Annotated in this window: 12 protein-coding genes; 6 read left to right on the top strand and 6 right to left on the bottom strand. The window is 57.8% G+C overall.

Annotated elements, in window-relative coordinates; all coding sequences use genetic code 11:
• Nucleotides 1-14 precede the first annotated feature (14 nt).
• The 3 genes from secF to ACXAH0_RS20480 all read left to right on the top strand — a co-directional run bounded on the left by secF (nucleotide 15) and on the right by ACXAH0_RS20480 (nucleotide 2,449).
• Nucleotides 15-965 (top strand): protein translocase subunit SecF, encoded by a 951-nt coding sequence (secF, locus tag ACXAH0_RS20490; RefSeq protein WP_475173088.1) that lies wholly within the window; start codon nucleotides 15-17, stop codon nucleotides 963-965.
• A 139-nt stretch (nucleotides 966-1,104) separates the two neighbouring features.
• Nucleotides 1,105-1,482 (top strand): Mth938-like domain-containing protein, encoded by a 378-nt coding sequence (locus tag ACXAH0_RS20485; RefSeq protein ID WP_475173087.1) that lies wholly within the window; start codon nucleotides 1,105-1,107, stop codon nucleotides 1,480-1,482.
• Between the two features lie 103 nt (nucleotides 1,483-1,585).
• Nucleotides 1,586-2,449 (top strand): phytoene/squalene synthase family protein, encoded by an 864-nt coding sequence (locus tag ACXAH0_RS20480; protein WP_475194693.1) that lies wholly within the window; start codon nucleotides 1,586-1,588, stop codon nucleotides 2,447-2,449.
• Nucleotides 2,450-2,505: 56 nt separating this feature from the next.
• Here the strand turns inward: ACXAH0_RS20480 and trmFO are convergent, their stop codons facing one another.
• From trmFO to uvrA, 4 genes are all read right to left on the bottom strand, one after another.
• The gene (gene trmFO, locus ACXAH0_RS20475; protein WP_475194690.1) at nucleotides 2,506-3,924 is read right to left on the bottom strand and encodes a methylenetetrahydrofolate--tRNA-(uracil(54)-C(5))-methyltransferase (FADH(2)-oxidizing) TrmFO; all 1,419 of its coding nucleotides are present in this window, start codon (nucleotides 3,922-3,924) and stop codon (nucleotides 2,506-2,508) included.
• Between the two features lie 340 nt (nucleotides 3,925-4,264).
• A complete protein-coding gene (locus tag ACXAH0_RS20470) occupies nucleotides 4,265-4,414 on the bottom strand; it encodes a DUF1127 domain-containing protein (protein ID WP_475173080.1) in 150 nt (49 codons plus the stop codon).
• Nucleotides 4,415-4,894: 480 nt separating this feature from the next.
• Nucleotides 4,895-5,047, bottom strand: coding sequence for a DUF1127 domain-containing protein (locus ACXAH0_RS20465; RefSeq protein ID WP_475173078.1), 153 nt, complete (start codon nucleotides 5,045-5,047; stop codon nucleotides 4,895-4,897).
• 347 nt (nucleotides 5,048-5,394) lie between these two features.
• Complete coding sequence (uvrA, locus tag ACXAH0_RS20460) at nucleotides 5,395-8,325, bottom strand: excinuclease ABC subunit UvrA (protein WP_475194687.1); 2,931 nt, start codon at nucleotides 8,323-8,325, stop codon at nucleotides 5,395-5,397.
• A gap of 458 nt (nucleotides 8,326-8,783) precedes the next feature.
• Here uvrA and ACXAH0_RS20455 point away from each other — a divergent pair, with 458 nt between their 5' ends.
• Entirely contained in the window at nucleotides 8,784-9,338 is a 555-nt protein-coding gene (locus tag ACXAH0_RS20455) for a single-stranded DNA-binding protein (RefSeq protein ID WP_475194683.1), read from the top strand.
• Nucleotides 9,339-9,920: 582 nt separating this feature from the next.
• Nucleotides 9,921-11,816 (top strand): L,D-transpeptidase family protein, encoded by a 1,896-nt coding sequence (locus ACXAH0_RS20450; RefSeq protein ID WP_475173419.1) that lies wholly within the window; start codon nucleotides 9,921-9,923, stop codon nucleotides 11,814-11,816.
• A 291-nt stretch (nucleotides 11,817-12,107) separates the two neighbouring features.
• On the opposite strand, the gene ACXAH0_RS20445 is transcribed toward ACXAH0_RS20450, so the two are convergent.
• Complete coding sequence (locus ACXAH0_RS20445) at nucleotides 12,108-13,331, bottom strand: zinc ABC transporter substrate-binding protein (RefSeq protein ID WP_475194680.1); 1,224 nt, start codon at nucleotides 13,329-13,331, stop codon at nucleotides 12,108-12,110.
• A 288-nt stretch (nucleotides 13,332-13,619) separates the two neighbouring features.
• On the opposite strand from ACXAH0_RS20445, the gene ACXAH0_RS20440 reads away from it, so the two are divergent.
• A complete protein-coding gene (locus ACXAH0_RS20440; protein ID WP_475173070.1) occupies nucleotides 13,620-14,858 on the top strand; it encodes an HlyD family type I secretion periplasmic adaptor subunit in 1,239 nt (412 codons plus the stop codon).
• Between the two features lie 59 nt (nucleotides 14,859-14,917).
• Here ACXAH0_RS20440 and ACXAH0_RS20435 read toward each other — a convergent pair whose 3' ends face one another.
• On the bottom strand, nucleotides 14,918-19,876 hold the full coding sequence (locus ACXAH0_RS20435; RefSeq protein WP_475194677.1) for a cadherin domain-containing protein: 4,959 nt from the start codon (nucleotides 19,874-19,876) through the stop codon (nucleotides 14,918-14,920).
• Nucleotides 19,877-20,056 lie beyond the last annotated feature (180 nt).

Genomic DNA, 20,056 nt, shown 5'->3' with positions numbered 1-20,056 from the left:
CCGGGAGACAAAAAATGTTGCTACGACTTATTCCGGATAACACGCATATCAAGTTCATGTGGCTGAGGAAGGTCAGCTTCCCGCTGTCCATCCTGCTTGTAATTGCCTCGCTGACCGGCTTTTTCACCGTAGGCCTGAATTACGGCATCGATTTCAAGGGCGGAACGCTGATCGAACTCAAGACGGATGGGCCGGCCGATGTCGGTGCCATCCGTGCGGAGTTGTCCACCCTCAATCTGGGCGATGTTCAGGTCCAGGAATTCGGTGCGGCGGATGAAGTGCTGATCCGGGTGGAGGAACAGCCGGGCGGCGAACTGGCCCAGCAATCGGTTGTTCAGCGGATCCGGACCGTGTTTGAGGACGACAACGTTGATTTCCGTCGGGTTGAAGTGGTTGGTCCCCGCGTTTCCGGTGAGTTGGCGACTGCCGGAGCGCTTGCGGTCGCGGCCTCCCTCTTTGCCATTCTGGTCTACATCTGGTTCCGATTCGAATGGCAATTTGCCGTTGGCGCGATCCTGACCACGGCCAATGACGTGATCATTACCGTCGGCCTGTTTGTGCTGCTGCAACTCGATTTCACCTTGTCGAGTATCGCGGCGGTGTTGACCATTATCGGCTATTCGCTCAACGATACGGTGGTGGTTTATGACCGCATCCGGGAGAATTTGCGGAAATACAAGAAGCGTCCGCTTCTGGACCTTCTGGACCAGTCGATCAACGAGACCCTGTCCCGGACGACCATGACCTCGTTGACGACGCTGCTGGCCCTGTTCGCGCTTTATGCCTTTGGCGGGGAAGTTATCCAGTCTTTCACGCTGGCGATGATTTTCGGCATCGTGATCGGAACCTATTCGTCGATCTTCCTGGCAGCACCGTTCCTGATTCTTCTGAACCTTCGGCCGGAAGCCATGTCGCCGACGGATGGGGATGGCGAGAAAGGCTCGAAGGCTAAGGCACCGGCCTGACCGCAAGACTATGATGCGCGCCCCGGGGCCGGGGAGCATCAGCCCTTTGTCCGTTGTTCTGGCGGCTGGCCACCTTGCGTCCGTCTGGGGACACCCCACGGGGCAAGGTGGCCGCAGGCCTTTCTAGAGGATCTTTGCCATGGAGATCAGGGACGCCCATTTCCCGGGCCGGGCGCCGCTGGACGCTTATGGCGATGGGGGCTTCCGTTTCGCAAACATGTCTCACCGCGGTAGTCTGTTGTGCCTGCCGAGCGGGATCTATGGCTGGCCGGTCAGCAGCATCAACGGTTTAGACGCCGAGGCGTTTGACCTCATCTTCGCGGAACAGGCCGAGATCGAGGTGCTTCTGGTGGGCACCGGCACAGATCTGGTTCCGTTGCAACCAGCCTTAAAGGACCGGTTCCGGGACGTGCAGATCCTGGCCGACCCCATGTCAACCGGGGCGGCCGTGCGCACCTTCAATGTGCTTTTGTCTGAAGAACGGGCGGTGGCCGCAGCGCTTCTGGCGGTCGACTGACAAACGGCAAGGGCCATATAAAGATTGGGGGGGCGCCTTTGGGGGCGTGACTATGGGCTGTCAGACAAAGGCCAGGACAGGCCGGCAGTCCGGTGGAGCATGAGTGAGGGCTGGCGTGACGGCGGATTTCGAACAGGCAGCAGCAACAGTCCGTCTCTATGACCGGGACCGCTATCTGTGCGCTCTTCTGGCTCCTGCCCCCTACCGGAACGCGATCCTGTCCCTTTATGCCTATAGCGCAGAACTGGCCCGAGTGCAGGAGATGGTTTCCGAACCTTTGCCAGGAGAAGTGCGGCTGCAATGGTGGCGGGATCTTCTGGAGGGGACTGAACATGGTGTGGCAGCTGCCAATCCGGTGGCGAATGCGCTGCTTGATACACTCACCAGCTACAGCCTGCCACGCCAGGGCCTGATAGCCATGAGTGAAGCCCGGATCTTCGATCTCTACCATGATCCGATGCCCAGCCTGCATGATCTGGAAGGCTATACGGGTGAAACTGTGTCGGGCCTCATTCAACTGGCCTGCCTGGTGCTGAATGGGGGCAAGGACGCGGGAACCGCGACAGCGGCAGGCCATGCGGGCGTCGCCTATGGCCTGACCGGCCTGATGCGGGCGCTGCCCTGGCACGCAGCCCGGCGGCAGATGTATTTGCCCAAGGATGTGATCGAGCGCCATGGGCTGGACCCGGAAAGCCTGTTCAAAGGCACCACATCAGCCGCGCTGAAAGCGGTGCTGACGGAAATGCGAGCGCATGTCCGGCACCATCTGGGCCGGGTCAAGGCGGCGCAGGAAACCGTGCCTGGTCACTGCGCCAACGCCTTTTTGCCGCTTGTGCTGGTCGAGCCTTATTTGAAACGCATGGAAGCAGATTCGTTTGATCCGCTGAAACAGGTGGCAGACCTGTCGCAAGTGCGGCGGCAATGGATCATCTGGCGGGGCGCGAAGGCCCCGCTTGCGAGGCTGTAATAGGGCGCTGACTGCAAACGGGTCTTTCTGAAAGCCGCCGTATTTCGGCCCTTAGATTATTCAGCCGCGTCCCTGGACAGCCCAAGTCCCGCCATCCAGACAGAAAAATCTGATTTCGCCCGGTTTGTCATTGCCAGCTTCTTCGCCCGGGCCTTGTCTTTGCCCTTCAGACGTTTGCCGTCTTCATCCCGGCTGGGAGCCTCTACTGGTGGAAACAGGCCAAAATTGACATTCATCGGCTGGAACGAGCCGGGCTTGCCTGCTCCGTTTTCCCGGGAAATATGCCCGCCGGTGATATGACCCAGCAGCGCACCCATCGCCGTTGTGTCCGGCGGAGGCACGATGTTTTGCTGACGGGCCTCCATGACAGAGAACAGACCGGCCAGACACCCCACGCTGGCCGACTCCACATAGCCCTCGCAGCCCGTGATCTGCCCGGCAAAGCGAAGGCGTGGATCGGCTTTCAGACGCAAGGACCCGTCCAGCACCTTCGGGGAGTTCAGGAACGTATTGCGGTGCAGACCGCCAAGCCGGGCGAATTGCGCGGCTTCAAGTCCCGGGATCATCCGGAAAATATCGGCCTGAGCGCCGTATTTCAGTTTGGTCTGAAATCCGACCATATTGTAGAGCGTGCCCAGAGCGTTGTCCTGACGCAGCTGGACGACTGCATAGGCCTTGACGTCCGGGTTGTGCGCATTGGTCAGGCCCATCGGTTTCATCGGACCATGGCGCAGGGTTTCCCGGCCGCGCGCGGCCATGATTTCGATCGGCAGACAGCCATCGAAATAGGGCGTGTTGGCTTCCCATTCCTTGAAGTCTGCGGTCTCTCCAGCCAGAAGCGCATCGATAAAGGCTTCGTATTGCTCCTTGTCCATGGGGCAGTTCAGATAGTCCTTGCCGGTTCCTCCGGGACCGACCTTGTCATAGCGGGACTGGAACCAGGCCTTTGACAGATCGACGCTCTCGAAATGCACGATCGGGGCAATTGCATCAAAAAATGCAAGTGCATCTTCGCCGCTGACGTCCAGGACTGCTGCTGACAAGGCCGGTGAGGTGAGGGGGCCGGTGGCAACAATCACCCTGTCCCAGTCCGATGGCGGCAGCCCGGCAACTTCTCCACGCGCAATGGTGATGTGTGGATGGTTTGCGAGCGCATTTGTGACCGCCTCGGAGAACCCGTCCCTGTCCACGGCCAGCGCGCTGCCGGCGGGAACTTGGTGGGCATCGGCGCAGGCCATGATCAGGGATCCGAGCTGGCGCAGTTCATGGTGGATCAGCCCGACCGCGTTTTGCTCCGAATCATCGGAACGGAAAGAGTTCGAACAGACGAGTTCCGCCAGTCCCTCACCCTGGTGGGCCTCTGTGCTGCGCACGGGCCGCATTTCATGCAGGACAACATCCAGTCCCGCCTGGGCGATTTGCCAGGCAGCTTCAGACCCGGCAAGGCCGCCGCCGATTACGTGGATCGGGCTCATTCTTGTTCCTTGAAGTTGAAGCCGGCCCTCTAATGAGCTGCTAAAAAGCAGCAAATCCGGCCTGTCTATCTGTGATCCTGATTACAGGCAAAGCCCATAGGCTGCAACAATTTGCGGCCGTTGCCCGCAGAATTGCGGGTCCAAAACCCATGACCGGACGGCGTGGGAGCCTGGCGAATGAAACCCGGTTTACGATAGAGGCTGTAGCCTGAATACAAAAGAAAAGCGCCCGCCGGAGGGAGGAGAACCGGCAGACGCTTTTTAAAACCCTCTGCACTTAGTCAGAAGGAGATGCAGCTGAAAGACTGGGAGGAGGCGTCTGCCAGCTGCGAAACTTTTATTACTTTATTGCCTGACGTGCGTAGCGGGCAATGTCGGCGCGGGCAATGCCCAAGTCGTCGAGTTCGCGGTTGGTCAGGCTGGACAGCTCGTCATAGGTCTGACGAAAGCGCTTCCAGTTGTTGAATTTGCGAACAACAGAGTCGATCATGATTTTAGGCCTTCTAGCTCTCTCATGGCCATAGCACCGCGGATCGGTGTCTGGCCCATTCATCTCTTACAGGAAGCAAGATAGGAAAATTGTGCACTGCGAGGTAGAGGGGAAATCGCGCGGCAGATATGCAGAAAATGCATCACATCAAAGGGTTAATGCAGTATTTACCGGGCTGTTACTCATTTTGAGCATAGCTGAAGGCAACTGACTTCGCATCTGCAAAAAACGGGTATGGACAAGGCCGGAGCGCGCAGGCCAGGTTCCGAGAATAAAGAGGCGGGATTTGGGGCGGTCCAAAGACAGGAGCCTGTCAGGCGAAGATCAAGGAAAGCCTGGAGCCGGACAAACGAACGCCCGCCAGTGGGAGGAGGTACTGGCGGGCGTCGTTTCGACGTGGCGGGACTGGGAGGAGGATGCCCCGCGTGTCACACGTCCTTAGGCTGGGAGGAGGGTGCCCTCGGACGCGATCTGAATTTCTTAGCCGTTCACTGAACGGCGGGCCACGAACTTGATATCACTGCGGTAGATGCCGAGATCCTGCAGTTCGCGATTTGAGAGGCGGGACAATTCGTCAACCGCACGGCGATAATTCACCCAGTTGCTGTACTTTTTGCGCACAGTGTCTAACATTTTCTTATTCCTTTAAGAGCGCGGCGCTTTGTTGGCTGCGTCGTTGTTGAGAAATATATAATTCACCCTCTAAAATAAAAGAAGTGCGAACTTCGCATGACAGACATGCAATTTGTGCAATGCAAAACAAAGAATCGTAAAGCGGCGGAAATCGGCCAAAAAAGAGACGTTTTTCAAGTGCAGAATCCTGTGTGCAATGCACACAGGCATTTCTTCACAAGAAAAAAACTTCATGAAAGGCCTTTTAAGGCAGTTGCGGGCCGCCCCGGCTCGCCTGCTGCGGTGCTGCCACCACACGCCTATGGGGGCTGTGGAGGCGGCATATCAGAACGCAGAGCGCAATCCGCTTATTCAGCCGCATCCGGGCGGCGCTGCGGCCGGCGGTGCATCACCTCTTTCAAGAACTGGCCAGTATAGCTTTCCGGGGTCTCGGCAACATCTTCCGGACGGCCGGTGGCAACGATGGTACCGCCCCCATCTCCGCCTTCCGGCCCAAGGTCGATAATCCAGTCCGCCGTTTTGATGACTTCGAGATTGTGCTCGATCACCAGAACCGTGTTGCCCTGATCCACCAGCTCGTGCAGCACATCGAGCAATTTGGCAACATCGTGGAAATGGAGCCCAGTGGTCGGCTCATCCAGAATATAGAGCGTCCGTCCGGTGGAGCGCTTCGACAGCTCTTTGGCAAGCTTCACCCGCTGCGCTTCACCGCCGGACAACGTGGTGGCCTGCTGGCCAACCTTGATATAACCGAGGCCCACGCGCGCGAGTGTTTCCATCTTGTCCCGCACAGCCGGAACCGCCGAGAAGAATCCGGCGGCTTCTTCTACGGTCATATCGAGAACATCAGCGATTGACTTGCCCTTGAACTGGACCTCCAGTGTCTCCCGGTTGTAGCGTTTGCCCTTGCAGACATCGCAAGTGACATAGACATCCGGCAGGAAGTGCATCTCGATCTTGATCACTCCGTCGCCCTGGCAGGCCTCGCAGCGGCCTCCCTTCACGTTGAAGGAAAAGCGGCCCGGTTGATAGCCGCGCGCTTTCGCCTCGGGCATGCCGGCGAACCATTCCCGGATCGGTGTAAAGGCGCCCGTATACGTTGCCGGATTGGAGCGCGGGGTGCGGCCGATGGGTGACTGGTCGATATCAATCACCTTGTCCAGCACTTCCAGCCCGTCGATTCGATCATGGGGGGCAGGATTGTCCCGGGCACCGTTCAGCCTGCGGGCTGCTGCCTTGTAAAGTGTGTCGATCAGGAAGGTCGACTTGCCGCCGCCGGAAACGCCCGTAACGCATGTGAAGGTGCTGAGAGGTACATCCACGTCCACGTTCTTCAAATTGTTACCGCGGGCGCCGCGGACGGACAATTGCCGTTTCTTGTTGATCTTGCGCCGTCCATCCGCACGGTCAATTGTGCGGGCACCGGACAGATATTCGCCGGTAAGAGACTTCGGATTGGCCATGATCTCCGGGGGCGTGCCCTTGGCCACCACCTCACCGCCATGGACCCCGGCGCCCGGGCCGACATCCACGACATAGTCGGCTGTCAGAACCGCGTCTTCGTCATGCTCGACAACGATCACCGTGTTGCCTAGGTCGCGCAAATGTTTCAGCGTTTCCAGAAGCCGGGCATTGTCGCGCTGATGCAGCCCGATGGACGGCTCGTCCAGCACATAAAGCACGCCGGTCAGGCCGGAGCCGATCTGCGAGGCGAGCCGGATGCGCTGGCTTTCGCCGCCTGAAAGAGTGCCAGAGGAGCGGGACAGGGTCAGATAATCCAGGCCGACATCGTTCAGGAACTTCAGCCGTTCTCGGATTTCTTTCAAGATCCGCCCGGCGATTTCCGACTGTTTGTCATTCAGCTGGGCCGGAAGGCCATCGAACCAGTCCCGCGCCTCGCGGATAGACAATTCGGTGATTTCACCGATGTGCTTGCTGGCAATCTTAACTGCCAGGGCTTCGGGTTTTAACCGGAACCCGCCGCAGGCCGGGCAGGCATGGTCAGACTGGAACCGGGCCAGTTCTTCGCGCACCCAGGTGGATTCGGTCTCCCGCCAGCGGCGTTCAATGTTTCCGATCACTCCTTCAAAGGCTTTTTCGGTCCTGTAACTGCGCACTCCGTCATCATAGACGAATTCAACCTTGGTCTTGCCGGTGCCATGCAGAACCGCATTTTGAACTTCCTGGGGAAGATCCTTCCAAGGGGTCGACATGGCGACCTTGAAATGGGTGCAGAGCGCTTCCAGGGTCTGCGAATAATAGGGCGAGGTGGAGCCGGTTTTGGCCCAGGGCAGGACCGCCCCTTCGCGCAAGGACAGGGAGTGGTCGGGGACCACGAGATCTTCTTCAAAGGCCAGCGTTGTGCCAAGCCCGTCACAGGTCGGGCAGGCGCCAAAGGGGTTGTTGAAGGAAAATAGGCGCGGTTCAATTTCCGGAATGGTGAACCCGGAAACCGGGCAGGCGAATTTTTCGGAAAAAATCAGCCTTTCCGGATCCCCCTTGGCATCCGTCTTGTCTGCAAATTCGGCAACCGCAATGCCGTCTGCCAGCTTCAGGGCTGTTTCCAGAGAATCGGCCAACCGGCCGGAGATGTCCTCGCGCACGACGATCCGGTCCACGACCACATCGATGTCGTGCTTGAATTTCTTGTCGAGAGCAGGGGCTTCGGAAATCTCGTGAAACGTTCCGTCGATTTTGACCCGCTGGAAGCCCTTTTTCATCAGTTCCGCAAGTTCCTTGCGGTATTCGCCTTTGCGGCCGCGCACCATCGGTGCGAGCAGATAAAGGCGCGTGCCTTCTTCCAGCTCCATTACGCGGTCGACCATCTGACTGACCGTCTGGCTTTCGATTGGCAGACCCGTGGCGGGGGAATAGGGAATCCCAACCCGCGCAAACAGCAGCCGCATATAGTCGTAAATCTCGGTCACCGTGCCGACCGTCGATCTGGGATTGCGGGACGTTGTCTTCTGCTCGATGGAAATGGCCGGGGACAGACCGTCGATTTGGTCCACATCGGGCTTTTGCATCATTTCCAGGAATTGCCGGGCGTAGGCGGAGAGGCTCTCCACATAGCGGCGCTGGCCTTCCGCATAGACCGTGTCGAAGGCGAGTGAGGATTTGCCCGAACCGGACAGACCGGTCATGACGATCAACCGGTCGCGCGGCAGGTCAAGGTCAACACCTTTGAGATTATGCTCCCGGGCCCCTCGAATGCTGATCATTTTCGTCGGGTCGTTTTTCCAGGTTTCGTCTGTCCGGTCGCCGCCAGTTGTCGACATGCTTGTGGTTCCTGCCGTCTGGGCCGCCCTAAGCGGCCCGCCAATTCGTTTGCCTTGGTCCCAGTACAGCTCTGCCGGTGCTTGAAACCGTTTCTCGATATAGCACCGAACCGGGCAACATCCAGTAGAGGAAGACGTGGCCGTTGAGAAACACCATGAAAACTGAGATGCAATTGAAACCTGTTTACAGAAATGATAAGAACAAAACAAGTACAAGATGCGAAAAAGAGGACGGAACCGCAAGCTGCCTCAGAACAGGCCGGGAGGCACGGTCAATCTGGTGTGGCGGAGAGGGCTTGCCTTGTGGAAAATGGGTTCTTGGGAACAAAAATGAAGGCACGGCGCTTGGCGGACCGCTACGGTTCTGGTTTCTAGCCGCTATAAAGGCTCAGACTACCCGGCAGAAGGTTTCAGACCGCACCGGAAACTGGACAAGCCATAACAAACAGGAGTGCAGGATGGCGGGCAGCGTCAACAAAGTTATTTTGGTCGGCAATCTCGGGGCCGACCCGGAAGTCCGCCGGACACAGGACGGCCGGCCGATCGCCAATCTGCGCATTGCTACCTCCGAAAGCTGGCGGGACCGCAATTCTGGCGAACGCCGGGAAAAAACCGAATGGCATCGGGTGGTGATCTTCAATGAAGGTCTGTGCAAGGTGGCCGAGCAGTATTTGCGCAAGGGCTCGAAGGTCTATCTTGAAGGCCAGCTGCAGACCCGTAAATGGCAGGACCAGTCCGGGCAGGACCGGTATTCCACCGAAATCGTTCTGCAGGGATTCAATTCGAATCTGACCATGCTGGATGGCCGTGGCGAAGGCGGCCAGTCCGGGGGCGGATTGCCGGATTATGGCAATGACAGCCAAGGTGGCGGCGGCTTCGGCGGCGGTGGCGGCGGAAGCTATGGTGGCGGCTCCGGCGGCGGAGGCGGCTATGGCGGCGGATCTGGAGGCGGCGGCTTCGGCAGTGGCGGTGGCGGCGGTGCCGGCCCCATGGACGACGAAATTCCGTTCTGACCGCAAACTTTGGTCGTGGAGGCCAAGGGAGCCGGGAAAAACCCGGCTTCCGCACCTTAAGCGGCGCTGCCAGAAATACGCCGACTGCCGCCGATGCGCCCGGGTCCTGGAGCAAATTGCGTTCACTCGGATCGGCCACTTGCGGTTAGAAATTCTAAGATTTCAACGCAACAGACAAGAGGCACGCGACATATTCGTCACACCGATTTGATTTCAAAATATGTGTATGAGCCTTGCCCTTAACCCCTTCATCAATCCTGATATAGTAACAATCAGTTTGCGGTTCGCGGACGGAATTGCTGCACCGGCTTAATTTTACCGGGTTCCAGCGCTACACATCGCGGACAAAGTTGAACCGGACCCGTTCAGGATTCGGGACAATTTTAAGGAGAGTGGGCTGGCGGTTCCGCGCCCGGACAGTGTTACTGACACGTCGAACCGGTTACCGGGGCCGCGACTTTTTAGGGTTACGCGATGCAGGCGAACAATATGAAACAAGAAACACGGTCAGATGCCACCCGCAAGACCGGCAAAGTGGAACAGCTGCAATGGGCTGCTGGCACATCCCTGAAAGCCTGTCTCATGGTGACAGTGCTGGCGGGAGGAATCTGCGCGTCTATGGCCGGTCCGGCGTCTGCTCAGGGCTTTTTTCAACGTCTGTTCAATCCGGAACGGCAACGAATTCAGCAGGAACAGCTGCGTGCAGAACAGCTCCGCCAGAAAGCGGCCAAAGTCAAGGTGTCCGCTCCGCGCTACCTGAATTACAAGGCGGATGTGCTCAAGCCAGTGTCGCTGACGCCACTTTCTGAAAAGAAGACTGCAGAAGTCCAGCCGACTGCCACCGAGGGTATCGAAGCGCAGGAAACGGCTCTCACGGGAAGCGATGCCCTGCCGGCGGCTGAAGTTCTGACGGCGTTTGACAAAGCCCGCCCAAGCCTCAAAGGCCTATCCCTGACAGTCCTTCCGGACGTGGGCAAGGCGCTGATCGCCTATTACCGGGAGCATCCGGATTTTCTCTGGGTGGATGCCAATGGCGTCACCCTGAAAGCCGAACGGCTGCGGATGGAACTGGGTGACGCGGCCTCATACGGACTGGTGCCTGAAGACTATTTTGTGCCGCTTCCCGATCTCAGCGGCGTTGACGACGCGGACCGGGCCGCCGTTCTGATGCGGTTTGAGATGAGGCTCAGCGCTGCCGCTCTGACCTATGTGCTGGATGCAAAGCGCGGCCGCGTCGATCCGAACCGGATTTCCCAATATCATGATCTGCCCCGGCACAAGGTTGACCTGGCCGCTGCGCTTGGCGATCTGGCTGCGGCCAATGATGTAGCAACCGCGCTTCAGTCCATACAGCCGCAAAGCGATCATTTCCGCAGGCTGACTGAAGAACTGAAACGCTTGAAAGCGGAAGACGAAGACAAGGAACAGATTGTCATCGCACCCGGCACGTTTCTGAAAGCGGGCAAGTCGAGCCCCGAGATGAAGCATATTGTTGCTGCAGTCGCCAAGAACGGGTCCGATGTGCTGAAGACCGTTCATGCCGAGACGCTTGAGGCCTATGACGGCAGTGACGTCTATACGCCGGAGTTGGTCGCCCTTGTGAAGGCCTTTCAGAAAGATGCCGGCCTGACGCCTGACGGCATCGTCGGCAAAAACACCATCAAGGCGATGGTGGGGGAAACCAACGCGGCCAAGATTGCCAAGGTTCAGCTCGCCATGGAGCGGAGCCGCTGGCTGCCAGAACATCTCGGTCCCCATAAGGTCTTCATCAACCAGGCGGCCTTCACGGCCACCTATACAGAGGCTGGCAAAGAGCCCTATTCCATGCGTGTTGTGGTGGGCAAGAAGTCGAACCAGACCAATTTCTTCTACGACAAGATCGAAGTGGTGGAATACAATCCCTATTGGGGCGTTCCCTATTCCATCATCGTCAATGAAATGCTGCCCAAACTGGCCAATGATCCGTCTTATCTGGACCGGGCAGGCTATGAGGTGACGACCCCGGGCGGTCGGCAGATTTCGTCCGCATCTGTCAATTGGTATGCGGTGGCTGCCAAGCAGCAATCAGTGAATGTGCGGCAATATCCGGGCCGGTCGAACGCCCTTGGGGAAGTCAAGATCCTGTTCCCGAACAAGCATCATATCTATATGCACGACACGCCGTCCAAGAGCCTCTTCAAAAAAGACGTGCGGGCCTTCAGCCACGGCTGTATCCGCCTGCAGGACCCCAAGGGCATGGCAGCTGCCGTGCTTGGTAAATCGAAGGACTATGTGTCGTCAAGGATCGCGTCCGGTCAGAACGAGCAGGAAAAAGTCACCGGCAACATCCCGGTTTATGTGTCCTACTTCACCGCATGGCCGGAAGCCGATGGCAGTGGGATGGGCTATTATTCCGACGTCTATGACCGGGACCGCTATCTTTTAAAGGCCATCGACAAGACAGAAGCGGCCCGCGCCAAGGCCCGTCAAGACGGGTAGGCGCGCCACGCTTGAAAGGGCCTCAACAGGTAAGAGACAGCTCCGAATTCACAGGCTTTGCCCTCAAAAACGGGCCTGAACACACAAAGCGCCGGATTGTGCCGACGCTGAACGTCTTTAAGGCCCCCGGCGGAGACGCCGGGGGTTTTGCTGTTCTACCGGACGAGAGCAAATCGGCTCCGCTTTGGTTTGTCTTTCGCGGCCTGAGATCAGAGATTTCAACGCGAAAGACAAACCAATTTTAGTCCGGACTTATGCGGCAGGCACTAGCGTGCTGCGCCTGCCAGCGATTCAAGAGTGGCCGGAAAGGCACTTGTTCAAGGACGCGGCAATATTGCCCAGAAGCTGCGGATAAAGATCCGGGCCATTGGTCAACTCGGTTCCCAGCGGGTCGAGCGTACCTTTGTGGGCATCGCTGCCTTCCAGAACCACATCCACAAGCTTGGCGTCGAATTGAGGTTCCTGGAACACGCAGGTCACTTCGAGGTCTTTGATCCGCTCCTGCACTTCCGCAACACGGCTGGCGCTTGAAACAGTTTCCGGAGAGATCGTGATTGCACCGCTCGCCTCGAGGCCGAAATGATGCTCGAAGTGATGATAGGCATCATGGAAGACGACAAATTTCTTGCCAGCCACCGGTGTCAATGTGCCCTCAATTTCTGCTTCCAGAGCTTCAATCCGGTTTGCAAACGCCTCGGCGTTTTTCTGATAGAGCGCCGCATGATCCGGATCAGCCTTTGACAAGGTTGCCGCCATGGCCTTGGCAATTGCGATGCCATTATCCGGGTTCAGCCAGATGTGCGGATCTTTGCCGTGGTGGTCATGAGCGTGATCATGGCCCGCATGCTCTTCGTGATCATCGCCATCGTGCCCGTGATCACCATGGGCGTGCTCTTCGTGAGCGTGGTCGTGATCGTGACCCTGTGCTTCGGAATGGGCTTCTTCGCCATGATCGTGGTCATGTTCATGTTCAGCATGTTCTTCATGGTCATGACCGTCATCATGATCAGCGTGCTTTTCGTGATCTTCATGGTCTTCATGGTCTTCATGGGTCTCATGGGCGCCATGATCATGGCCCTCATGATCCCCGTGATCATGGGCATCAAAATTTGCCCCTTCCCGGAATGGGAGCTGCGAAATGCCATCGGCATCAAGCAGTTCAACCGTTACGGCATTTGCGGCCATGGAGCTGATCGGTTTGGCTAAAGAAGTCGTCAGTTCCGGGCCGATCCAAAAAACCACATCCGCCCCTTGAAACAGGAACGCCTGGGAGGGCTTGAGGGCAAAACCATGCGGCGAGGCCGCACCGTCAATGATGATGTGCGGCTCGCCAACGCCTTCCATCACCGCGGAGGCAATGGAATGCAGTGGCTTGATCGTTGTCACGACATTCGGGGCGTCCGCAAAAGCCGGAGTGGCACCGGCGGCCAGAAGTAGGGACCCGGTCAGCGCCGTACGAGAGAGAATGCTCTTGAAGGGCGAAGCGGGGCGAGGGAACCTTGTCTGAGATGTCATTGGAGTTCGTATCCATGCATGTAATCTTGTAACGCGTAATTCTATAACGTCCGGGCGGGAGACACGCAAGCGCCGGGCGGCAGGAGTGCGGACAGGGACAACCGGCAGAGGCAGGTTCTGTGGGAACCCAGGTGGTTACCCCGTTGTTTCAAGGATTGTTTACTTTAATGACGCAAGGTCCAGGTACTTGGTCTCATGTGCAGTTTGGGCGTTATGGTATTTCGAAAATCATCCTGGGAAGAGTATTCACTGGATGGACCTCTTGAATTGGAACAGGGGCCGCCACCGGTGGTTTATCGCCGTATTCTGCAGGTATTGTCACTTGGAGCCGCCGCCTTTCTCGGCTGGTCCATGGTCGGTCAGGTTCGGGAGGTGGCCAAGGCAAGCGGGGAAATCATACCGGCCGGCAAAGTGCAGACCGTTGGACACCTTGAAGGTGGCATTGTTGCTGAAGTGCTGGTTCAAGAAGGCCAATTGATTGAAAAGGGCACCCCGCTCGTGCGGCTGCAGGAAACAGCGACCTCCAGCGATCTGGAACGGGTGCAGGACCGGCTGCGGTTTCTGGCGCGGGAAGAACAGCGCCTTGCCCTGGAACCTTTGAACGGCACGGGGCTCCGCCTGGGTGGCGCCGCCAAATTCAGCGAAGCCCAGCAGGCCGCTCTCGAGGCGCGGAAAAAGGCCTTCGACCAGGAGCAGCAGGTGCTGAAGGCGAGGGTCAGCGAAAAACAAGCCGAGATCGCAAGTGTCTCTGAACGCATCGCGCTCCAACGAACCCAGGTCGAGATCGAGCAGGAAAAATTTGCGATCCAGCAATCACTCTATGATCAGGGCTACACGTCCAAGCGCCGGTTTCTGGACGCAAAGTCGGCGCTGCAGATGGCTCAAAGTGAATTGAGCGAACTGGTTGGGCGCAAGGGCCGGGCCGAGGCGCTGCTGGACGAGGCGAAGGCGGGGCTTGAACGCTCCATAGCGTCTGCCGAAGAAGAGCTTGCCGAAGAACGCAGCCGGGTGGCTCAGGAGCGCAGTGAATTGCGGTTCGAAGCGGAAAAGCAGAGAGACCGTTTTGAACGTCTGTTCGTGCGCGCGCCCATCAGCGGGCATATCAAGGCTCTGAACCTGAAAGGGGCCGGTAGTGTTCTGGCGCCGGGTGACGTGGTTGCAGAAATCGTGCCCACCAGCAGTGATCTGGTGGCAGAGGTGCGCATTTCCCCCCGAGACATCGGGCATGTGGACGTGGGCGCTGAAGCGGAAATTGCGATCACCACTTTCGATCCCAACATTCAGGGTACGGTCAAAGGCAAGGTTTCGGTCGTGTCAGCCTCCAGCTTCCGGGATGAATACGGCAATTACTACTTCAAGGCCGAGATTCCGTTACCGTCAGACAAGATTGGTACAGGCGCTGAGGCTGATACGATTTCACCGGGCATGGTGGTCGACGCGAAGATCATCACCGGCTCGAAGTCCATCATGCAATACATGCTGAAGCCGGTGACCCGCGCCATTGGGAACCCGCTCAGCGAACGCTGACCGGGCTTTCTCGTCCTGTCCGTGAGACCTGTTCGTCTCCGCAATGGTACCGGTGCCGTTTACCAGCGGATTTCTTCCACCTGAGCGAAGTCGATCTTGCTGCCATCAGCAAAGTCGACTGTACCGCTCGCATCCTGGGACAGCTCCAGGCGGCCCTCTTCGGTGATGACGTTTTCCACAGTTCCAGTGGTCACTGTCACCGTCCAGTCCGTGCAATAGTCTCCTGCGGAAGACACACAGGCATCACCGCCGAGATCGATCACATCAGTCCAGCAGCTGCCAGCGCCGCCATAGACGGTGTCATTGCCATCCCCAAGCCCGTACATGAACAAGTCAGATCCGTCACCGCCGTGAAGGCTGTCATCGCCAGCCCCACCGACCAGAATGTCATTGCCTGCGTTGCCGGAAATACAGTCTGCGCCGCCTTCACCCATCAGGAGATCCCGGCCGCCATTGCCGATGATCTGATCTGCGGCTCCCCCGGAGCCACCTTCGATTCGGTCATTTTCATCGCCGGTCTGAAGGGTGTCGCTTCCGCCGGCACCGTCAACGTGGAAGGATTGGCCAGAGCCATAGAATGAGCCACCCATATCATTTTCGGCATAGTCGCAATCGTAGTCACCGGTTACTCTAAGCGAGAAGCTTCCGGTTGAAACTGAACCATCCGCTGCAGATGCGGTGACGGTGACGTCGATGCTGCTTTCGCTCTGGCTGTCGAAAAAAGCATGATCGGCAACGACGACGTTTCCGTCCGCATCCACGGAAAACCGGTCATCGCTGACGGCGTAGCTGGAAGCACCGTCATCAGAGGTCAAAGACGCGACACAGACCCCGACTTTCGTTCCAGCTTCAGCGAGTTCATGAAATGAGTTGCCGCTGCTGTCCGCATCCAAGAGCGGTGCTCCAGGGGTGATAGCAAGGTCCCCCGCCGCAACGTCGCCATCTGAGAAAGCAAAGGTCTCCACATTCGAGGCCATCACGGTCCCATCCGGTGAGCCCTCACGCGTATCGACAAGGGTCAGGCTGCCATCCGTGTTCTCATGGACGGAATAGTCGTTTTGCGCGCCGGTCAGGACCACGCAATCAGTCCCACCGCCACCATCAACGGTATCATTGCCGCCGAAGGCATAGACGATGTCGTCCTGAGCGCTGCCGTTCAGCGCATCATTGTCATTGGTGCCAAGCGCAACACTAATGGTTTCCTCGTAGGCAGCATTTCCCGAATCCGTCACCTTGACGGTGACATTTTCAGTAAGAGCCGTCCCGCCGTCAAAGTCCTGGCGAAGCGACAGTTCCCCGGTCACAGGGTCGATTTCAAGCAGGTCATTGTCCTGCTGAACAAAGCTGAAATGGAAAGAATCGCCTGCATCCGCGTCCGCAACGGTCTCGATGCCCGCGACGACAGTGCCGCTGGCAAGGCCTGTGGAATCCAGACCCAGGGCGGAGGTGCCGGAGACCTTGAGGGCCGTCGGCGCGCTGTTTTGCAGCTCGTCCGCTGAATAGGTGCCGTCAGCAAACCGGAAATTCTCAACGCCCAAGACCGTGTCGGTCCCGTCCGGTGATCCGTCCCGGTTATCGGTGACCGTGAAAACACCATTGTCGTCTGTGATCGTGTAGTCGGACAGGTTCCCGGAATACACCGCGGTATCGGTCCCCGTACCACCGCGCAGCAGATCATCTCCGCCATCCCCGGACAGAAGGTCATCGTCGCCTTCACCTGTCAAAACATCCTTGCCGTCACCGCCGATCAGCGTGTCGTTCCCATCCCCAGAATAAATCCGGTCGTTCCCGGCGCCACCGTCAAGGTAATTGTCGGCATCACTGATCTGGACGCCCATGGCGTCATCGATGAAGTCATTGCCCGCGCCGCCATAGACCGTATCGGCACCAGTCCCGAATTCGATATGGTCATTGCCGTCCCCACCATGGATCACATCATCTCCGGCGCCGCTATAGATGGTGCTGCCATCTTCATGCGCCGTTATCGTTTCTGCACCATCCGTGCCGGTAATTGTTGTTTCCGAAACACCATCGTCGGTGAATTGATCCTTGCCGGCGGCAATCTGATAGGTCTCAGCTACATCGGAAACCCCAATGTCAAACGACTGCGTGGATTGGGACCCGTCCGATGACGTGGCCGTGACGGTGAACGACACTACCGGCTCGCTTTCATGGTCGAACGTGGCGCCGTCTGCCACTGTGACCGTGCCGTCCTCAGCAACGGCAAAGCGGCTGTCGTCGATGGAATAGGTGACCGTGTCTGAAACGTCATCAGATGCCGAAACGGTCACGCCCGTGTCTGCGCCGCCTGACGCATCCTCTGAGATTGTATTGGCAGCACTGTCGGTGTCGGTCACATCGGAGACAGCGCTTTCATTTACATCCGAAACGGAGATTGTGAAGGTTTCCTGAGACGAGGACCCGTCTGAGGAGACGACCGTGACCGTGACATCAATCGTGCTCTCGGTCTCTGCGTCGAAAGAAGCGCCGTCGGCAACCGTGATCTTGCCATCCGAGCCGACGTCAAACCGGTCGTCATCGATCGAAAAAGACACAGTATCGGTTGCGTCTGCATCCGATGCTGCGGCCGTGATCCCGGTGTCCGCGCCTGCAGCGGCTGTTTCGGAGATTGTATTTGCCGAGGGATCACTGTCGGTCAAAGCCGAGACGGCAAATTCGTTTATGTCGGCAACGGTGATCGTGAAGTCTTCCGAAACACTCAGGCCGCCTTCATCCGTGGAGGTTATGGTGACCGTTACGGTTTCTTCGGCTTCCCGGTCCAGGTCCGCGGCGTCTTTCAGCTTCAGGATCTGCTGGCCGGAGGTGTCTTCAACCACCTCAAAGCGGTCATCGGACACCGTATAGCTATGCGTGTCGTCCTGGTCCGGATCTGTGGTGGTGAGCGTGCCGACAACCGCGCCATCCACGCCTTCGGCAACTGTCATGTCATGGGCTTTGAGCGTGACATTGTCTATGAAGGCGCCGATCGAGACGTTGTCGCCTGCACTTTCTTTGAGTTCAAGAAGGTCGCTCCCTCCCGTGCCAACGACCTGAAATTCATACGTGGACCAGGAGCCTTTTGCCGGGTCGAACGTGTCCACAAGTTCACCATTCCAATAGACTTCAACAGTGCTCATAGAGGAGCCCATACGGGACTGTGCATCCATGGAAAGGGTGTAGACCTGTCCGGTAACCGTCTCCATGGATTGGGAAATGGAGTCTACCTCATTGCCGGAGTCCAGCTCGATATGCTGATCGCCTTCGGTTGCTTCAATACCATTCTTGCGGTCCCAGACTTCGATTGAGCTATCGGTAGCCCACGCCCCGGACGGATCGGTCTCTGTTTGAATGAACGATCCAGACCCGACGTCGAACTCCTCAAAGCTGCCATTGCGGACCAGATCGCTCGTATCCGTGACCAGCTGAATATTGGTCGGGGCTGCATTGGCCGGTCCCGAAACATCGATCGTGAAGGTTTCTTCCGATTGGGATCCGTCCGAAGAGGTTGCCGTAACCTTCACATCAATGGAGCTCTCCGTATCTGCGTCGAAGACGGCTCCCTCCGCAACGGTGACGACGCCCTCCTCATCGACCGCGAACCGGGGGTCATCGAGGGTATAGGAAACCGTGTCTGTGGCATCCGGATCATCGGAATGGACCGTAAGCCCAACTTCGTCACCGGCCTGAGCATCTTCAGAAACCGCATTTGCCGCGTCACCTGTATCGACAACATCGCTTGCAGCATATTCGTTGTAGTCAGAAACGTTCAGCGTGAAATCTTCGGAACTCGAAGATCCGTCACTTGACGTAGCCATAACAGTAAAAGTGACCTGGCTTTCGGTCTCAGCATCAAACACGGCACCATCGGCAACTGTCACATGACCATTTGCATCAATCGTAAACCGGGCGTCATTGATCTCATAGCTGACCGTGTCGGTTGCATCGCTGTCTTCCGCGTGAGCCGTAACCCCAACGGTTGAACCTGCGGGCGCATTTTCCGAGATTTCGTTCGCGCTCAGGGTGGTGTCGGTCAGATCGGAGATGCGCGCTTCATTCACATCGCCAACAGAGATTGTAAAGCTCTCTGTCTGGGTTTGCCCGTCAGACGATTGGGCAATAACGGTGATCGTATGGCTGGCAGCCGTTTCCGCATCAAGTTGTCCTGCGACAGACACGACACCGGTTACCGGATCGATCGAGAACAGACCAGCCGCGTCCTCCTGGAGGCTGTAGGTCACCTGGGTGCTGCCACCGGCGTCTGCCTGTGCCGTAATGCCAGTGGCAGTTCCAGGCGCTGCTGTCTCGGTAACGGTATTGTCCGACCCATCCGCATCCGCAACGGCAGACAACTGAGACGGCGTGACTGTCTCTTCCCGGCTGGATTCGCTTTCGGCACCGTCTCCGCCATCGTTCTCGAGGTCAATTTGAAGGCCGGTTCCGTCTGCTGAGGACTGCAGCGGGTCCATTCGCTCCGAAGGGGCTGGAGCCGCGCCAGAATCAATCATCGCGCCAGAGGTGCCAGCGGCTTCCTCGGCGAGAGAGACCGGCGGCGCGCTCGACCCTGGAGCGTCGACCATCCCAACGGCTGCGGCAGGGGCCAGGTTCTCAAGGTCTTCTGTATCGAGGGGGGCTTCAGAGCGTATGGTCTGGCCGTTCGCAGATGGTTCGTCAAACACGAGATCGGCAGAAAGTCCGTTTTCGGCCCCAGGCGCCAAATCGTCAGGATCAAAGGCAAGGAGGTCCGCTTCAGGGACATCCCGGCCAGCCGGCGCGGGCAGGGGGGGGACATGATACGGCTCACCGTCGACGCCCCCCAGATGCAGGTTCGAAGCGATGTATTCGTTGGAATCATCATTGCCCTGTGCGAGGTGATAATCGCTGGCTGGATCCAGTTGCCGGTCCCGCGTATCAATCAAGCCGGATTGGAGATAATGATCCGAAGTCAGGGTTGATGCTTTATCTTCGCTGTTTTGGCCCTGATGCCGGCCATTCGGCCGATTTCCGGTGTCATTTGCCATTCGCTTGCCTGTCCGCACATTTTTATCTGCTACCACTGAACGACGGCGCCGTTAACAAAGCGAAAAATCATCCGGATAATCTGTTGGTTATTTGAAATTAGCCTCTCAAAGAGGGGGTAGGGTAAACGTTTGTTAAACCAGACAGCGCAGGTTGGATAATAGGTGCATAACTCTGGCTAA

The organism is Roseibium sp. AWQ4_290, from assembly GCF_056160985.1.
Note: the sequence above shows the minus strand (reverse complement) of the source record. Positions and strands in the feature narration are given on the sequence as shown.